This window comes from Streptomyces sp. ISL-87, from assembly GCF_018614095.1.
In the GTDB taxonomy this organism is placed as follows: Bacteria; Actinomycetota; Actinomycetes; order Streptomycetales; family Streptomycetaceae; genus Streptomyces.
The window spans coordinates 1-16124 of sequence record NZ_JAGGOY010000007.1 but is presented as its reverse complement, the minus strand read 5'-3'; the positions used below and the strand labels follow the sequence as shown (position 1 = coordinate 16124).

Here is a 16124-nt window from a genome sequence, read left to right as displayed (position 1 = left end):
ACAGTCCAGTCATGAAACCGGTAATCAGGGGACCCAGCGCCACCCGGCCGACGGGCTTCCGCCAGGATGTCTGGAACGCATAAGGATTCCTGAAGGGGGACGCGGGCATGAGTTACAACCAGCCGGGACCGTACGGGCAGCAGCCGCAGCAGCCGGGGCCCTACGGAGGGCCGCAGCCGGGACCGTACGGGCAGCAGCCGCAGCCCGGGTACGGCTACCCGCAGCAGCCCCCGCAGGGCGTCCCGCCGCAGGGCTACCCCCAGCAGCCCCCGCAGCCGGGCTACTACCAGCAGCAGCCGGGCATGCCCCAGCAGGCCCCGTACGGCGGAATGCCCCAGCAGCCGAAGAAGTCGAAGGCCGGAGTCGTCATCGCCGTGGTCGTGGCGGTCGCGGTGATCGCGGGCGGCGGCTGGTACTTCATGAACGGCGGCGCCGGCGGCAGCGTCTCCGCGGACACCAAGGGCTACAAGCTGGTCTTCCCGGCGACGGTCGATGCGTATGCACAGAAGGAGGGCGCGAAGCCGTCGCCCGAAACCCCGCTGGACGGGGAAGCAAAGACGAAGGCCGAGGCCATCGGGGTGAAGAACTCGCACAACTCGACCGCTTCGTACTCGAATTCCCCGGACCGCAAGGGCAAGATTCTCAGCGCCAACGGACTGTGGGGCGAGATCGCCGACCCAGAGAAGGCCGTCGACACGTACTACGCCAGCATCGGCCTGAACAAGGACGCTGAGAAGCTCGGCTTCAAGTACGAGCTGGTCGGCACGCCGAAGGCATTCACCCCGAGTGGCTTCAAGGGCGCCGTGATGAAGTGCGCCGAGATCAAGATGACCTTGATCAAGGAAGCCAAGCCCGGGATGCCGAAGGAGATGAAGATCCCGAGCTGCGCCTGGGGTGACTACTCCACCATGACCGGAATCAACGTCATCGACCAGGTCGCAGGCCTCACCGGCGGCAGCAGCGGCAGTCTTGAGGACGTGTCCAAGGTGGCCGCGAAGCTCTACAACACCTCGCGCACCAAGGCCTGATCAACCGGTGGGGGCTCAGTGTGCACTGGGCCCCCGGGGCATTTGACGTCAGCTACGCGAGGCCTGATATCACGCCTCACGGGCGTCATCCCACTTCACGGACACCTGTATCACCGAGGCGCGCGGGACCCACGCCGCCGGCTCGCAATCACCACCCGCTTGAACTTGCCGCCTGAGCGTACCTAGCGGTTCCCGCCACCTATCGCGCGCGGTCTCAGCGAATCAGCCATCCAGGCCGCAGCGACTGGCCCCTTTAATCGATCATGTGATCTAATGCGACCCGCTCGACCACTCTTGATCAACAATTCACCGGGGGCACCTGTGGCGCATGTAAAGACCAAACGACTCGTTGCATCATTTTTCTTGACGGCGGCAGTCGTCATCACGCCGCTGGCCGCTGCAGCGCCCGCATCGGCAGAGGCAAAGGACTGCGTGGCGATGGCGAAGGCGCTGAACTACGCAGTCGGACCCAAGGTAAAGCTCGCCTGCACTTTCTCGGCGTACTCGCCCAGCTTCCCCTCTATTCCTGGTCCCAAGCCCAGCCCTGGGTGCATGAACCGCCTTGAAAGCGCTGGCATCAGCAACTGGAACCACCGGTACGGTATTTGCCTCCAGGCGTGACAATCAGGCATTGCTGAAGACCGCCTAGCGCAAGTCGTTGCCTGGATGGCGGGTGTGTGCCCAGAAAGTTGGCCGCGTACCGCTCGCTTGTTCCAGCCATCTTGCGCAGAAGGGGCGCCCCCGACCGGGGGCGCCCCTTCTGCGTGTTTGTGTGCTGCGGCTACGCCGACTTCTCCTGCGGGCCCTGGTCCTTCGGGACGATGCGGGGGACCAGTGTCGGGTTGACGTTGGAGCGGACCACGTCCGAGGTGATGACCACGCGGGCCACGTCCTTGCGAGACGGCACCTCGTACATCACCGACATCAGGACCTCCTCCATAATGGCGCGCAGGCCGCGCGCGCCCGTCTGGCGGAGGATCGCCTGGTCCGCGATGGCTTCAAGGGCCTCGCGCTCGAAGTCCAGCTCGACACCGTCGAGTTCGAACAGCCGCTGGTACTGCTTCACCAGCGCGTTACGCGGCTCGATGAGGATCTGGAGCAGGGCCTCGCGGTCCAGGTTGTGCACGGAGGTGATGACGGGGAGGCGGCCGATGAACTCGGGGATCATCCCGAACTTCACCAGGTCCTCCGGCATGACCTCCTGGAACTGGTCGCTCGCCTCGATCTCGCGCTTCGAGCGGATCGTCGCCCCGAAGCCGATGCCCTTGGCGCCCGCCCGCGACTCGATGATCTTCTCCAGGCCGGCGAAGGCGCCGCCCACGATGAAGAGCACGTTCGTCGTGTCGATCTGGATGAACTCCTGGTGAGGGTGCTTCCGGCCGCCCTGCGGCGGTACGGAGGCCGTGGTGCCTTCCAGGATCTTCAACAAGGCCTGCTGGACGCCCTCGCCGCTCACATCGCGGGTGATCGACGGGTTCTCGCTCTTGCGGGCGACCTTGTCGATCTCGTCGATGTAGATGATCCCGGTCTCGGCCTTCTTGACGTCGTAGTCGGCCGCCTGGATCAGCTTGAGCAGGATGTTCTCGACGTCCTCGCCGACATACCCGGCCTCCGTCAGCGCCGTCGCGTCGGCGATGGCGAACGGGACGTTCAGCATGCGGGCGAGCGTCTGCGCGAGGAGGGTCTTGCCGGAGCCCGTCGGGCCCAGCAGCAGGATGTTGGACTTCGCGAGCTCGATCGCGTCGTCCCGGCCCTGCGCGCCGCCGTTCTCGCCGGCCTGGACCCGCTTGTAGTGGTTGTACACCGCTACGGAGAGCGCCTTCTTCGCCGGCTCCTGGCCGACGACGTAGCTCTCCAGGAACTCGTAGATCTCGCGAGGCTTGGGGAGTTCCTCCCACCGCACCTCGGAGGTCTCCGCGAGTTCCTCTTCGATGATCTCGTTGCAGAGGTCGATGCACTCGTCGCAGATGTACACACCGGGTCCTGCGATGAGCTTCTTCACCTGCTTCTGGCTCTTTCCGCAGAACGAGCACTTGAGCAGGTCGCCGCCGTCACCGATGCGTGCCACGAGGTGCTTCCCCTTCGCCTGGGAGACGCCTGGTTCAGCGCTCCTGGTGCCTCATATCCGACGGTACCTTGCCGGGGGCCCCGTGCGGGGCCCCCTTGACGTGGTTCACATCGCTCAATGCGGCGACGTGCCCACGCCAACTGGCGGCAAGGATCAGACCGTGCTGTTCTTGCGGGTCGAGACGATCTGGTCGATCAGGCCGTACGCGAGCGCGTCCTCGGCCGTCAGGATCTTGTCGCGCTCGATGTCGTCGCGGATCTTCTCGATCGGCGTCGTCGAGTGCTTGGCCAGCATGGTCTCCAGCTGGTCGCGCATGCGCAGGATCTCGTTGGCCGCGATCTCCAGGTCGGAGAGCTGCTCACGGCCCGTGCCGCCGGACGGCTGGTGGATCAGCACGCGGGCGTTCGGCAGGGCCATGCGCTTGCCGGGGGTGCCGGCGGCGAGCAGGACCGCGGCGGCGGAGGCCGCCTGGCCCATGCAGACCGTCTGGATGTCCGGCTTCACGAACTGCATCGTGTCGTAGATCGCCGTCAGCGCGGTGAAGGAGCCGCCGGGGCTGTTGATGTAGATGGAGATGTCGCGGTCCGGGTCCATCGACTCCAGGCACAGCAGCTGCGCCATGACGTCGTTGGCCGAGGCGTCGTCGATCTGCACGCCGAGGAAGATCACGCGCTCCTCGAAGAGCTTCGCGTACGGGTCGTACTCGCGCACGCCCTGCGACGTGCGCTCGACGAAGCGCGGGATGACGTAGCGGTTGTCCACCTGCGGGCCGGTGTAGAGGCCGCTAGCGGAGAAGTTGTTCTGCATCTGGGTGTTCACCATCCTGGTGGCGTTCTGCGTGCTGAGGCTTGCCCGGTACGGGCGGGCGCTACGGGAGGTCGCTCGCCGGGATCAGGCCCCGGTGCCGCCGCCGCCGGGAACCAGCGACGCGGCGGAGATGATCTCGTCGATGAGGCCGTACCCCTTGGCCTCCTCCGCCGTGAACCAGCGGTCGCGGTCGCCGTCGCGGATGATCGCCTCCACGGTCTGGCCGGAGTGGTGGGCCGTGATCTCGGCCATGCGCTGCTTCGTGCGCAGCAGGTACTGGGCCTGGATCTTGATGTCCGAGGCGGTGCCGCCGATGCCGGCGGAGCCCTGGTGCATCAGGATGTCGGTGTTCGGGAGCGCGAAGCGCTTGCCGGCGGTGCCGCCGGTGAGCAGGAACTGGCCCATCGAGGCGGCCATGCCCATACCGATGGTGACGACGTCGTTCTTGATGTACTGCATGGTGTCGTAGACCGCCATGCCGGCCGTCACGGAGCCACCGGGGCTGTTGATGTACAGGTAGATGTCCTTCTCCGGCTCGGCGGCCAGGAGGAGGAGCTGCGCCGTGATCTTGTTCGCGATGTCGTCGTCGACCGGCTGGCCGAGGAAGATGATGCGCTCGCCGAGCAGCCGGTTGTAGACATGGTCGCCGAGGCCGCCACCGATGGACGGCTCACCCGCGGCGTAAGGCATCAGATTCGTCACGTATCCACCTGCTCGTCTCCGACGGCCACATGCCGTCTCAGCGTCTCGTTCTGGGGCGCGGACCAGCCGTGCGGGCGAAGCCCACCGGCGTCGGGTACTCCCGTGCCCTCGTATTCATGGACCCTAACGCGCAGGTCGGACAACGCCATCCCGCTTCCCGAACTGTTCGCTCGGAGCGCAAGGTACGAAGCCCCGGTACGAGCACGGCGCGACTGCCGCGAAGGGCCCGGACGCGGCTGCGTCCGGGCCCTTCGGGGCATTGCTCAGTGGGCGTTGCCCGGGGTGTTACTTGGCCTCGTCGGCCTTCGCCTCGTCCTCGTCGGCGGCGCCTTCGACTGCCGCCTCGACGGTCTCGGCGGCGATCTCCAGCTCGTCCTCGTCGTCGGAGAGGTCCACGACGTCACCGTTGGTGTCGACGACCTTGGCCTTCTCGACGACGACCGCGAGGGCCTTGCCGCGAGCGACCTCGCCGACCAGCATCGGGACCTGGCCGCCCTCGACGACCGCCTGGGCGAACTGGTCGGGGGACATGCCGGAGGACTGCGCGCGGCGCATGAGGTGCTCGGTGAGCTCCTCCTGGTTGACGCCCAGCTTCTCCTTGTTGACCAGGGCGTCCAGCAGGAACTGGGTCTTGATGCCCTTGATCGCCTGCTCGGAGGTCTCGGCGTCGAACTCCTCGACCGTCTTGCCCTGGAACTCCAGGTACTTCTCGATGGTCAGACCCATCTGGCCGAGCTGGTGGTGCTCCAGGTTGTGCTTGCGGGTCTGGACCTCGTCCGCGAGCAGCTTCTCGGGGACGGGGATCTCCGCGAGCTCCAGGAACTTCTCCAGGACGCGCTCCTGGGCCTGGGTGGCCTGGTCGTACTGCTTCATGTTCTCGAGGCGCTTGCGGCTGTCCGCCTTGAGGTCCTCAAGGGTGTCGAACTCGCTCGCCATCTGCGCGAACTCGTCGTCCAGCTCCGGCAGCTCGCGGGCGGAGACCTTGGTGACCTTGACGGTGACCTCGGCGTCCTTGCCCTCGGCGGAGCCGCCCTTCAGCTGGGAGGTGAAGGTGGCCTCGCCACCGGCCTCCAGGCCCTTGACGGCCTCGTCGATGCCCTCGAGGAGCTCGCCCGAGCCGATGGTGTAGGAGACGTCGGAGGCGACGCCGTCGGGCAGCACCTCGCCGTCGACCTTGGCCTCGAGGTCGATGGTGACGACGTCGCCGTCCTCGGCCGCGCGCTCGACGTCCTTGGTGGACGCGAAGCGGGCGCGCAGCTGCTCGACCGACTTCTCGACGTCCTCGTCCGAGACCTCGATGGCGTCGACCTCGACCTCGATGCCGGAGTAGTCCGGGATCTCGATCTCGGGGCGGACGTCCACCTCGGCGGTGAAGGCGAGCAGCTCGCCGTCCTTCAGCTCCGTGATGTCGACCTCGGGCTGGCCCAGCGGGTTCAGGTCGGCCTCGTTGACCGCCTCGGTGTAGAACTTCGGGAGGGCGTCGTTGACGGCCTCCTCCAGCACCGCACCGCGGCCGAAGCGCTGGTCGATGACGCGGGCCGGGATCTTGCCCTTGCGGAAGCCCTTCACCGTGACCTGCTGGTTGATCTTCTTGTACGCCGCGTCGAGGCTGTCCTTGAGCTCCTCGAAGGGCACCTCAACAGTGAGCCGAACCCGAGTCGGGTTCAGGGTCTCCACGGCGCTCTTCACGGTTCGGTCTCCTTGTGGCTGACTGCTGGGGGTTCTGCCGTCACGCTGCGGTTCAGCGGTTCAGCGGACTTCGGCCCGGTACATCAGACACACGGGCACGCAGCTTGCATAGTAACCGCAAGCGGCAATCAGCCCACAACGCGATCTTCGTGGAAGAAGGCTGGTGGTCGGGGTGGCCGGATTCGAACCGACGACCTTCCGCTCCCAAAGCGGACGCGCTACCAAGCTGCGCCACACCCCGTCGGTGCGACACGTAGGGTACATGCCCGAACGCCCTCCGACATGCCGCGGCCGCGCGCGAATCCCGGGAGTGCGGGGACGGGCATACGAACCGGATCCGCGCGGCGGCCTCGAATGTGGTGTGCACTCCCCCGGCGCGACCCGCTAGGATGCTGTCCGTGCCGCGGTCTTCGACCTGCGGCGCGCGTGTTGCGGGTGTAGCTCAATGGTAGAGCACTAGTCTTCCAAACTAGCTACGCGGGTTCGATTCCCGTCACCCGCTCTGAAGCACAAAGGGCCAGGTCAGAGGACGTTTCCTCCGCCTGGCCCTTAGTCGTTCCCGGGACCCGTGATCAGGTTCCCGTGCCCCCCGCGTGCCCCTTGCCCTTCCGCGTGCCCTTCTCCACGAGCGCGCTGAGCGCGTCGGTGATCAGCCGATCCCGGTCGGCACTGGCGTGCTGGTAGATCAGCGCGGCGCGGGCGGTGCGGTGGCCCATCCGCGCCATCAACTCGCGGGTGCTGGCGCCCGTCGACGCGGCCAGGGTGTTGCCCGTGTGCCGAAGATCATGAAAGTGCAGCCCCTTGATCCCCACCTCCCGACACGCCTTGTGCCACAGCCGGTTGAAGTGATTCCGGCGCGGAGTCGCCCCCTTGGCCCCGATGAAGATCCGCCCGTCCGGACCCGGCTCGGAGTAGACCTTCAGATGGGCCCGGATCTCCGAGACGATCACGCCCGGAATCGTGACGGTGCGCTTGCCGGCGGCGCTCTTGGGCGCCTTGATCTCCCGCTGCCCGTTGCTCAGCTCGGCAACGGCCCGGCGGACGCGCACGGCCTGGTGGTCGAGGTCGATGTCCCGGCGATGGAGACCGATCAGCTCCCCCCAGCGCAGACCGAGCAGGCCTGCCATCAACACGAGCGCCCTGTACCGGGGCTGGACCGCCGCCGCCAGGGCGTAGACCTCCTCGACCGTGGCGGTCGGCCGCTCCGGGGTGTGCACGGTGCTCGCACCCTTCACCTGACACGGATTGCGCCTGATCATCTGGTCAGACAGCGCCGTACCCAGGATGGCCCGCAGCAAGGCGTACGCCTTGGCGACCGTGGTGGGCCCGGTGCCGGCGGCGAGCTTGTCAGCACGCCAGCGCCGAACGAGAGGGTCGAAATCTCCGCCACGTTGACGGCGCCGAAGTTGGGCTCCAAGTGGTGCTTGAGGAGCGAGGAGTAGAGCTGCCGAGTGGTGCTGGTCAGCTCGCGCTCCTTGATCCACGCAACGGCGTACGGACCGAACCGAACCTTCCCGGCGTCCGGGTCGTGCCAGTCCCCGCGCCGCATCTCGGTCTGCCTGTCGGCGAGCCAGTCATCCGCGTCCCGCTTGGTCCGGAAGGTCTCCGGTGCGGGACGGAGCTGCCCGTCAGGTCCGACGTACCGCGCCTGATAGCGCCGGAGGGCAGCTTCCGCACCCGTCCGAACGGGCGACGCTTACCGGCCATCAGGCAGCCACCCCCAGGCGGCGACGCGGCTCGACGGTGTGGGCGGCGATGAACGCCTGCACGGCGCTCTCCGGGATGCGCACGTGCCGACCGACCTTCACATAGGTGATCCGCCGCTCCTCGACGAGGCGTCGGGGGAACCGCACGGTGGTGCCAAGCAGTTCGGCAACCTGGACGACGCTGAGGAAACGCTCATTCATGCTGCTCTCCTTGCAGGGCTTCGCGGGCGGTCTGGCGGTTCAGCTGAATGTCCCGGGAGATGCTGGCGGCGAGTACCGACTCGTTGTGGTTGAGGTGGGCTGTCATCCCGCCTGCCGTCGTCCCAGGGCAAGCCGTAGCAGACCAGCCGCCAGGGGCCCAGGTCGTTCGTCCAGCGGGGCGCTCCACCTGGGCCCCTGGCGACTGCCCTGCTACCACTCCGTGTGGGACGACGGCAGACGGGATGACAGAAGGGCCACGTCGGCTGTCGATCTTTCGCCTTACAGGATTCTGCGAGCGTGCGCCGCGATTTCGATGACCTGCTCCTGTCCCGGAGTAGCACCTCTCCGTCGAATCTGTTGGGCGGATACCCATACCAAGTCGGGATTCCCTGCGGCCGCTAGCCGCCTCAACTCATTCAGCTGATCCTGATTGGGTACGAGTTCATATATGTCAGCAACTAGAATTTCAAGGGAATCCGCATATTCGCTAAATCGAATTACGTCAACTTCCCGCCGAAGATAATTATGCATGATGTGCGGAAAATTCACCACCGACACAATCCCTGTGGCCACCAACTCCTCCTGGAACTCCCTCCAAGGAGAGTCTTCGCGACCTTCCCTTGATTCAAACCAGTGAAAGAATTTGGCAATCATCTTGCCAGGTACGCGCACGCGAATATCTCCATACCTAGCAGGATCCACGGGAATCAGATCGTCGTCAGTAACCCCCATTGCCGATAGCACGCTGCTTCCCTGCGGGGAAACCTTATGCACCCCCCCGACAGGTTGAAATTGATTCACATATCGAGATCCGCGAATTAGAAGGTACTTGCCGTCGACGAGTATGCGAAAAAGATACGACGTGGAGACTCTAATGGACTTTCTTCGGTATCGAATCGAGTACCAGACGTGCCGAAGTTGACCCCAATTCTTCGCGACCTCATCAAGAATTGGAATCAGCAGCCCAACACTAAGTCCTGCTGTCATGTTGATGATTGTGGAATTCGTAATGAAGAAGCTAGCCACTCCGGCAGTGAGCGCCAGCGCCAAGTAGGCAACGAGCCGAGACAACCGTTTGCTCCTATCGCGGAAGCGGGACGAGGGGGTCTTTGAGCAGATACCGACTGATCAATGACAGTCGAGAATCAGACGTGGCCAGATTCGTGAGCATCGGTCTCGAAATTGACCTAGCTTCATACATGGCCACCAGCAGGGCGCGGCGCACGTTAACATTCGACTCGTTTTCAAACTCGCGGCGGAGAAGCTGGCCATCCGCAACCGTGCTCACTCGCCCTAGATACCTTGCGGCAAACTCCCTCGGCAAGTTCGACTTGTTCTTATTCTGCAAAATACCCCATGCAAGGTCGCGAATCTGAATCGATCGAATCTCCTGCCTGGTAGCAGCTTGAAGTATCCGCTGCTCAAGGTGGTCATATTTGTGGCCTGAAACCAATCGTAGGATCGACACATACGACCGCTCCACGGCCAAGTGGCGCTCAGGGAAGCACTCCAGGTACTGAAGGAGCTGACTGGCTAGGTGATGACTTTCCTTGAGGTTGTTGATCACCCAAGGAATGGCACGATCATCCTTCAATCTCCCCATTCTAAAAAGGGAAAACTTCACATCGCGATCCCGCTGGACTTCGTGCACCGCTTCCGTGAATAGCTTGTAGAGCCTCTCCTCAGCCCCGGACTCGCCCACCCGTATGCCGTAGTTGATTGCATCCTTTTCGAGATCTTCTAGCTGAGATAGAGAATGCGCGTGGTCATAAATCTCGGTCTTTATGGAGGACATCGACAGGCGGCGAGATCGAAGTATCGCATTAACTTCCAGGAGGGCGTTACGGAGAGCCTCTCGCTCTGTATCGAACAGCATCATGTCGTCCGAGTAGCGCAAGTAATGCATACCGGATCGGTGAATGAATTCATCGACGGGGAGCAGGTAGAGGTTTGCGAGGATTGCCGAAGCATCGGGACCTTGAGGTATTCCCCACGCGTGACTAGAATTCTGGAACATACGGAGATAGGTAATCAACCGCTCGGCTACGTGTCGGTTGGCTCCCACGGATTCGATGTCTATAGCGAGCGTGTTCACGTCTATGTGCTCATAGAAGGAGACGACGTCAGTGCGTGCTAGCTGAAAATCGGCTTCACCCATGAGTTCCACGCCGCGCTTCTGCATCGAGACCCAGGAATTGACTGGGCTCCAGAACCCTTTTCCCTTATTGTTCCAGCGAGCACTATAGACGCTACTCTGAAGTTGAGGTTCTATGAGCTCGGCGATAGAGAATACGAGCGTGTCGTACACCAGGCGGTCGTGTACTGATAGACGGGATATTGGCCGAACGGCAACGGAATTCTTTGGGGTATCTAGAATCTCAACGTAGTCTGGGCCTACATGCCCACTTCTAATAGCCGTGACCACCCCGGATCGGACGTCCATCCATGATGCATTGATGTCTGCGAAGTTCACGATGTCCGGAACTTCAGACTGGCCGCGACCGCTAAACAGGCGGCGCCAGGCCATGTCTAGGTGCCTGAAGAATCTTTGAGTCATCCCCTGCCGCCCCCCTGCCGGCATCCTCCCAAGAGTCTGAGGCTACTTAGAGTAGTCACAAGGGGTGTCGCACGCACTTGCTTCGGAGCTCTGGTCGTCTTCTCTTCCCCCGGAAGAGCCTCCCTGTCACCGAATCGAGGAACGATGGGTGACATGACAGTCGTTGGTGGCAAGAAGGCGGCGCGACGCTTGGCCGGTCAGGCCCATGAGGTAGGACGTGTGTCCGGGCGAGAGCCTTTGCGTGAGCTGGTGCTGTGGATGAGCGGAGGTCGTCTCGGCCGACGGCATCGCATACCTGACGTGCCGGAGTTGGACACGCCCTGGCAGGACACGATCTCAGCGGAGCGGATTGGCTGGCGTCAGCGCGCGGCCAACCTAGACGGCGAGTTCGCGTTCAGCGTCGACTATCAGCTCTGCCGCCGCTGCCGACTCGGCTGGGTCGAGCAGCCGTACACCATGCCGGAGTACGAGCGATGCGGCCTGGCTTCGGCCGGCCTCGCAGCGCTGCGGATCGAGCACCCCGACATGGCATGGCACACCCCTGGCGGACACCTCGCAGAGTCCAAGGCATTTTGGGCCGCGGTCGGTGCGGCCGTGCCCGGCGGCTACCAACAACGCCGTCTCTGCTCTCACATCAGCGCAGGGTGACCAGGATCGTCATCCTAGAGCCACGGCCTATTCGTGGACTGACGGCCGGTCGACCGGTCTCTAATCCGTTGACCTGCTGAAACGTGTGAGACGCACGGGGCCTCCGGAGCCGTGTGAGCAGGGCGGCATGATGGCCCCCATGACCTCTGAATCCAGCAGCGCCCCCGTTGAGAGCACCCAAGTTGCGGCCGTGACCGATGGCGTCGCGCAGGTCTACACGTGGGAGGCGGACGCGCGGATCAAGGTGCGGGGCCTGGGCGGAGAGGTCGTGATCGAGGCGAACGCTGCGGGTCTCAGGACGCTCGCCGGTCATCTGCTGGTGCTTGCCGGGGAAGGTGTTCCCGATGGGAGTCATCTGCACCTCGAAGACAGCAACGGGCTGGAGGACGGGTCTCTCAGCCTGGTTTTGGAGCGGTGCGACGACGAGTGAAAGTGGCCGGCGGTCGTATTGAAGCTGGGCCTAGAGCTGACATCCACGGCTGATCAAAGACGGCGCCCTTGACCAGCCGACCTGCGTGAGCCGGGGCCTCCGGAGCCGTTTGTCAGCAGCAGTCGCGCATGAGCAGCGAAGCCCCCAGAGATCGTCTGGGGGCCTGCTGTCGTTGGGGGGTAGATGTCGCTAGCCGGAGATCATTGGCGAAGGAGGGGCAACGTCGCGTGTTCCGGGCACGGATACAGCTGGTGTCTCCAGACGGTGGCCTCGGCTGGTTGCTACGCGGACTGCGTCTCGCAGTGCTCCGGCCAGGTCTGCGGCCAAGAGGCGGAGTTCATCCGGCTCGGCTTCCTTGTCCGCGAGCAATTCGAGGGCATGGTCCAAGAGCTCGTTCCCCCAGGCAAGCTGAACCGCTTCGGCGTTGTCAGCGATCCTGGAGAGGTAGCCGGCGTTGTCGTCGGCGCTCAAGTAGCAGGGCTTGTCGTCCGGGCCCGACCATGGCAGGAGTCGTAGCTCGCTGTGCGGTGTCATCGTTCCGCCCCCATGGCTCCGGTCGTGTAGCGGGTGGTGAACACGGCATCAGCGCGGTCAGCCGGCAACACCAGGAGGGCCGCCTCGACTACGCGGCCGGTGGGGTCGGTTGCCACGCGCGTGATCGAGAGGACGGCCAAGGTCGAGCTGATTCGAAGTGCCGTCGCTTCGTCTGGGGTTGGGAGGCGGGCACTGACCCTTTCCTGGACCTCGGCCAGTGGTGGGCTCAGCACTGCCAGCCGTGCGGCTAACAGCCTTTCGGGGATGTCGGCTGGCGTCAGGTCGCGGGGGACGTAGATGCGGGCCAGGCTGTGCGGCGACCTCCCCTCGTGACTGAGGCAGAGGAATTCCGTCAGGGGGCTTCGGGGCGAGACTTTCAGCAGCACGGTCAGGTGGCCGTGTGCTTGCAGGTTGGCTGTACGGACGGTGACGCGGAGGGCCTCTTCGGTTGGGGATTGCGCCTCCAGCATCCATCCGCCGTCGGCGTACGTGATTCTGCGGAGGGGGTGACGCACGAAGTTACCGCTGCCGTGGATCTTCTCCACGAGGCCTTCGCCCTGGAGGAGCGCGAGGGCGTTCCGCAGCGTTGGCGTGCTGACCTTGTAGCGGGCGGAGAGTTGGGCCTCAGAGGGGAGCCGTTCGCCGGCCTTCAAACGGCCCGTCGAGATCTGGCTCCGAAGGTCATCGGCGATGGTGTGCCGGCGGGAAGGCGCGGGATGAGTCACCACTGCCTCCGCACCCGAAGGGCCACGAGGCGAGTCCGGGCGTGCATGGTCAGCTGCTCACCTGATTCGAAGCACAGTCGCTTGGCGCTGGTGGGCAGTTGGATCAGGTCAACGACGCGGCACGGCTGGCCGCCGATCTGGATGACGTCGCCGCGCTGCACGCTGGTCGAGGTGATCTCGATGTTCGTGGCGAGGGCTCCGCTGGGTGTCCATGCCTTCACTGGGTCACCTGCTGCGGCTCGGATGCGTCCGCCGTGTGGCAGGTACAGTCGCAGGCCTCGTAGATCACGGGCACTCCGACCGGTGCCGTGGCGGGAGACGACTGCGCGCACTCGTGGTGGGTGCCGATCGCGCACGAGCTCGACCGGTAAGGGGTGGTGACCGCGACGGGTGGTGGGGACGGCGGCCGGAGGGGGCGCCCACTGGTGCGGGCGGCGGTGGGGACCATACGGTTCAACACGCTGATCAGCTCCTATCGCTGACGGCCAGGTCCCCGGACGTCGCCCGTCGCGGGGACCGCTTTACGTACGGCGGCCCAGAGGGTGCGGCCGGTCAAGCTGCTGGCGAGGAGTCCGAATCGGTCGGCCTCCGCAACTACCTCCAGGACCTCCCGCCACGATTCGGCGGGCAGCGCTTCCGGTACCTCCGCTTCGATCGACATGTATCGGGCGTGTTCCTCCACCCGCGTGGTCAGTCCCAAGGCGGACAGGCGGGCGGCGATGTCCTCAGCCCTTGCTTTCGAAGCGGGCACAGAGGACCTCCGTCGCCGGACGAACACGTTGAGTGAAGCTAGTTAACTAGATTAGAGCTAGTGGACTAGATTTTCTACATGCCTGAGCAGCCGCCTTATCTCCGGATCGCCGACGTACTGCGGCAGCGGATCGCGGAGCATGAGTGGACCGTTGGCGACCGGCTCCCCTCGCGGGCCCAGATCGCCGAGGAGTGCGGCGTCGGCGAGAACGTGGTGCGCCGAGCGCAAGAGCTGCTGATCTCTCAGGGCGTGTTGGAAGGACGCACGGGTTCAGGGACGTACGTCGCGGAGCCCCGTCAGCGCGTACGAGTGGTCCGTTCATCGGCTCGGGAGCAGCCGGGCGGTTCTCCTTTCCGAGCGGACATGCATGCCCTGGGCAGGCAGGGGAACTGGGAGAGCCGGACCGAGGCGAAGGTTCCCGCGCCGGTCGAGATCGCGGCGCGTCTCGGTATCGCCGTTGGCGAGCTGTGCGTGCGCACGGTGTACGAGTTCCTCGCCGATGGCAGGCCGGTGCAGTTGTCGACGAGTTGGGAGCCGTACGAGCTCACCGCCGGCACGCTCGTCATCCTCCCTGAGGGCGGGCCGCACGCCGGGGCTGGCGTCGTGAACCGCATGGCCGAGATCGGCATCACGGTCAGCCATGCCGTGGAACAGCCGGAACCGCGGCAGGCGACGACCGAGGAGGCCTCGCTCCTGGGGGTCCAGAAGGCGGCCCTGGTGACCCACATCCGGAGGACCTACTACAGCGACCAGGGGCAGCCCGTGGAGACGGCGGACATCGTCGTTCCTGTCGCGCTCTGCGAGATCGTCTACGAGGTCCCGATCAGTCGCCAGTGAGCGACTCCCCGACCAGGCCAGCTCTCCCGTCTATAGGCTCGGCTGATGACGAACGAGGCTCCGACGTGCCCTGACTGCAGCCAGGACCTGAAGTTCGGCGGGTTCGTGCTCCTCAGGCGGGAAGACGACGACCAGCGGACGTGCCGCTCTCTGTGGAAGTGCCCGGGGAAGCAGCACATGTGGTGGCACTGGGCTGACCGGCCGGACGAACCGTTGGAGGTCTGTCCTGTGCCGCACCTGTTCCGCTGACATCCAGACCTGACATCAACAGGCACGAACAGACGCAGCGTTTGGTGGTTGGTGGCGGCCGGAGCGAGTTGGTGTCCGACGGTCTGGTCGTGTCGATGTACCGCGTCAATGAGGTCACACGAGCCCGGTCCCCGTGATCACATCAAGGTGTCTTGCCCTTTCCCCAAGCAGGCCTCCCACGGGTCCGCAGCAAGGGATGATCTGGTCCATGGACCCCGCCGTGGCAGCCGCTCTTATATCCAGCCCCGTTGCCCTCCTGGCAGCCACAGCCGCATTCAGCGCTGGCCGCGTTCAGGGGCGAGGTGCCCACCGGGGCCCAGTGGACGCCGTGCGGCGCCAGCACCAACGTGACGCGTATGCCGACTTCCTTGCAGCAGCCAACAGCTACGTACGTCAAACCATGTGGGGGGAGTGCTCGGTACAGGCTTGTGCCCGACTAGGAATCTCCTACCCCCCGGGGGAGAGGCGAGAAGAAGCCGACCGACAAGCCTGTCGCATCCAAGCCGAGGTGTCGACTGAACCGCTGCGCCTTGCAGCAGCCGTCGTCCAGCTTGAAGGGCCCGAGCACATCGCAGAGATAGCTCAGCGGATGGAGAGCTATGCCCACAACGTGCATGTAAATGCGCTCCGGGGCGAGGCTCCGTACACCCTCTTCGACGCGCTCGAGGGGCGGCCTCTGCGTGAACGCCACAACCACGAACTAGATCTCCTGAACGCGACTCGTGCGTTCACCGAAGCCGCCCGGGCCCACCTCAATGACGACAAGAAGCCGAGTCGAGCCTAGGCGGTGCCCTTTGTCCCGCACCCCGTGCTGAACGTGCCAGATATCGTGCCCAGCATGTCTAGCGGCCCTCCCGTATGCCCAAAGTGCGGTCAGCTGATGAAGACCCGCGGCCTCGCCCTATGCCTACGGGAGGAGGACGGCCAGCGAGTCTGGCGGGCGTTGTGGCGATGCGCCGAGAAGCTGATCTGGTGGCACTGGGCGGATCGGCCCGAGGAGCCGATGGAGCTGTGCCCGACGCCGCATCTCTTCGGCGGGTGGCGCTACCTCCGGCCTCCGGTGCGTGTCCCCCGCGTGCCCGGTTGGGTGGGAGTGGGTGGGGAGTCTCGGGGAACTGCGGGGCTGCGGCTGGGGACGTGCAGGTCAGGGGCTTGGCCGGTCAAGGGGTGGGTCAACACCGTTGCGTTTGGC

17 protein-coding genes and 2 tRNA genes are annotated in these 16124 nt (G+C 64.8%); 6 read left to right on the top strand and 13 right to left on the bottom strand.

What is annotated here, in order from left to right; translation table 11 throughout:
• Nucleotides 1–107 precede the first annotated feature (107 nt).
• The gene (locus J7I97_RS01630; RefSeq protein ID WP_214930512.1) at nt 108–1028 is read left to right on the top strand and encodes a hypothetical protein; all 921 of its coding nucleotides are present in this window, start codon (nt 108–110) and stop codon (nt 1026–1028) included.
• A 781-nt stretch (nt 1029–1809) separates the two neighbouring features.
• Here J7I97_RS01630 and clpX read toward each other — a convergent pair.
• The 5 genes from clpX to J7I97_RS01605 form a co-directional block, all read right to left on the bottom strand.
• Nucleotides 1810–3096, bottom strand: a complete 1287-nt coding sequence (gene clpX, locus J7I97_RS01625; RefSeq protein WP_214930511.1) for an ATP-dependent Clp protease ATP-binding subunit ClpX — start codon at nt 3094–3096, stop codon at nt 1810–1812.
• Between the two features lie 153 nt (nt 3097–3249).
• Nucleotides 3250–3918 (bottom strand): ATP-dependent Clp protease proteolytic subunit, encoded by a 669-nt coding sequence (locus tag J7I97_RS01620; RefSeq protein WP_285441056.1) that lies wholly within the window; start codon nt 3916–3918, stop codon nt 3250–3252.
• Nucleotides 3919–3987: 69 nt separating this feature from the next.
• Nucleotides 3988–4605 (bottom strand): ATP-dependent Clp protease proteolytic subunit, encoded by a 618-nt coding sequence (locus J7I97_RS01615; RefSeq protein ID WP_308369219.1) that lies wholly within the window; start codon nt 4603–4605, stop codon nt 3988–3990.
• A gap of 285 nt (nt 4606–4890) precedes the next feature.
• Complete coding sequence (tig, locus tag J7I97_RS01610) at nt 4891–6294, bottom strand: trigger factor (protein WP_214930510.1); 1404 nt, start codon at nt 6292–6294, stop codon at nt 4891–4893.
• Nucleotides 6295–6458: 164 nt separating this feature from the next.
• Nucleotides 6459–6535: transfer RNA gene (locus tag J7I97_RS01605), tRNA-Pro, on the bottom strand.
• 190 nt (nt 6536–6725) lie between these two features.
• Here J7I97_RS01605 and J7I97_RS01600 point away from each other — a divergent pair.
• Nucleotides 6726–6796 (top strand) — tRNA-Gly (locus tag J7I97_RS01600).
• A gap of 70 nt (nt 6797–6866) precedes the next feature.
• Here J7I97_RS01600 and J7I97_RS38050 read toward each other — a convergent pair.
• The 4 genes from J7I97_RS38050 to J7I97_RS01580 all read right to left on the bottom strand — a co-directional run bounded on the left by J7I97_RS38050 (nt 6867) and on the right by J7I97_RS01580 (nt 10674).
• Nucleotides 6867–7511 (bottom strand): site-specific integrase, encoded by a 645-nt coding sequence (locus tag J7I97_RS38050; RefSeq protein ID WP_308369220.1) that lies wholly within the window; start codon nt 7509–7511, stop codon nt 6867–6869.
• Nucleotides 7512–8000: 489 nt separating this feature from the next.
• Entirely contained in the window at nt 8001–8201 is a 201-nt protein-coding gene (locus tag J7I97_RS01590) for an excisionase family DNA-binding protein (protein ID WP_214930509.1), read from the bottom strand.
• Between the two features lie 279 nt (nt 8202–8480).
• Nucleotides 8481–9188 carry a hypothetical protein gene (locus J7I97_RS01585; protein ID WP_214930508.1) on the bottom strand — a complete coding sequence of 236 codons (708 nt, stop codon included), beginning with the start codon at nt 9186–9188 and terminating at the stop codon, nt 8481–8483.
• Nucleotides 9189–9282: 94 nt separating this feature from the next.
• Entirely contained in the window at nt 9283–10674 is a 1392-nt protein-coding gene (locus tag J7I97_RS01580) for an RNA-directed DNA polymerase (RefSeq protein ID WP_308369221.1), read from the bottom strand.
• A gap of 237 nt (nt 10675–10911) precedes the next feature.
• Here J7I97_RS01580 and J7I97_RS01575 point away from each other — a divergent pair, with 237 nt between their 5' ends.
• Complete coding sequence (locus tag J7I97_RS01575; protein ID WP_214930507.1) at nt 10912–11406, top strand: hypothetical protein; 495 nt, start codon at nt 10912–10914, stop codon at nt 11404–11406.
• A gap of 139 nt (nt 11407–11545) precedes the next feature.
• Nucleotides 11546–11836 carry a hypothetical protein gene (locus J7I97_RS01570; protein ID WP_214930506.1) on the top strand — a complete coding sequence of 97 codons (291 nt, stop codon included), beginning with the start codon at nt 11546–11548 and terminating at the stop codon, nt 11834–11836.
• Between the two features lie 189 nt (nt 11837–12025).
• On the opposite strand, the gene J7I97_RS38045 is transcribed toward J7I97_RS01570, so the two are convergent.
• The 4 genes from J7I97_RS38045 to J7I97_RS38040 all read right to left on the bottom strand — a co-directional run bounded on the left by J7I97_RS38045 (nt 12026) and on the right by J7I97_RS38040 (nt 13846).
• Nucleotides 12026–12370 (bottom strand): hypothetical protein, encoded by a 345-nt coding sequence (locus J7I97_RS38045; protein ID WP_251058384.1) that lies wholly within the window; start codon nt 12368–12370, stop codon nt 12026–12028.
• Entirely contained in the window at nt 12367–13095 is a 729-nt protein-coding gene (locus tag J7I97_RS01565) for a GntR family transcriptional regulator (RefSeq protein ID WP_214930505.1), read from the bottom strand. Before J7I97_RS01565 ends, J7I97_RS38045 begins: the two co-directional genes overlap by 4 nt.
• On the bottom strand, nt 13092–13316 hold the full coding sequence (locus tag J7I97_RS01560) for a hypothetical protein (protein WP_214930504.1): 225 nt from the start codon (nt 13314–13316) through the stop codon (nt 13092–13094). Before J7I97_RS01560 ends, J7I97_RS01565 begins: the two co-directional genes overlap by 4 nt.
• A gap of 251 nt (nt 13317–13567) precedes the next feature.
• Nucleotides 13568–13846, bottom strand: a complete 279-nt coding sequence (locus J7I97_RS38040; protein ID WP_308369222.1) for a hypothetical protein — start codon at nt 13844–13846, stop codon at nt 13568–13570.
• 78 nt (nt 13847–13924) lie between these two features.
• Between J7I97_RS38040 and J7I97_RS01555 the strand changes: the two genes are divergently transcribed.
• Both J7I97_RS01555 and J7I97_RS01550 read left to right on the top strand, forming a co-directional pair.
• On the top strand, nt 13925–14683 hold the full coding sequence (locus J7I97_RS01555; RefSeq protein ID WP_214930503.1) for a GntR family transcriptional regulator: 759 nt from the start codon (nt 13925–13927) through the stop codon (nt 14681–14683).
• An 838-nt stretch (nt 14684–15521) separates the two neighbouring features.
• Nucleotides 15522–15716, top strand: coding sequence for a hypothetical protein (locus J7I97_RS01550; RefSeq protein WP_214930502.1), 195 nt, complete (start codon nt 15522–15524; stop codon nt 15714–15716).
• Nucleotides 15717–16124: the final 408 nt, after the last annotated feature.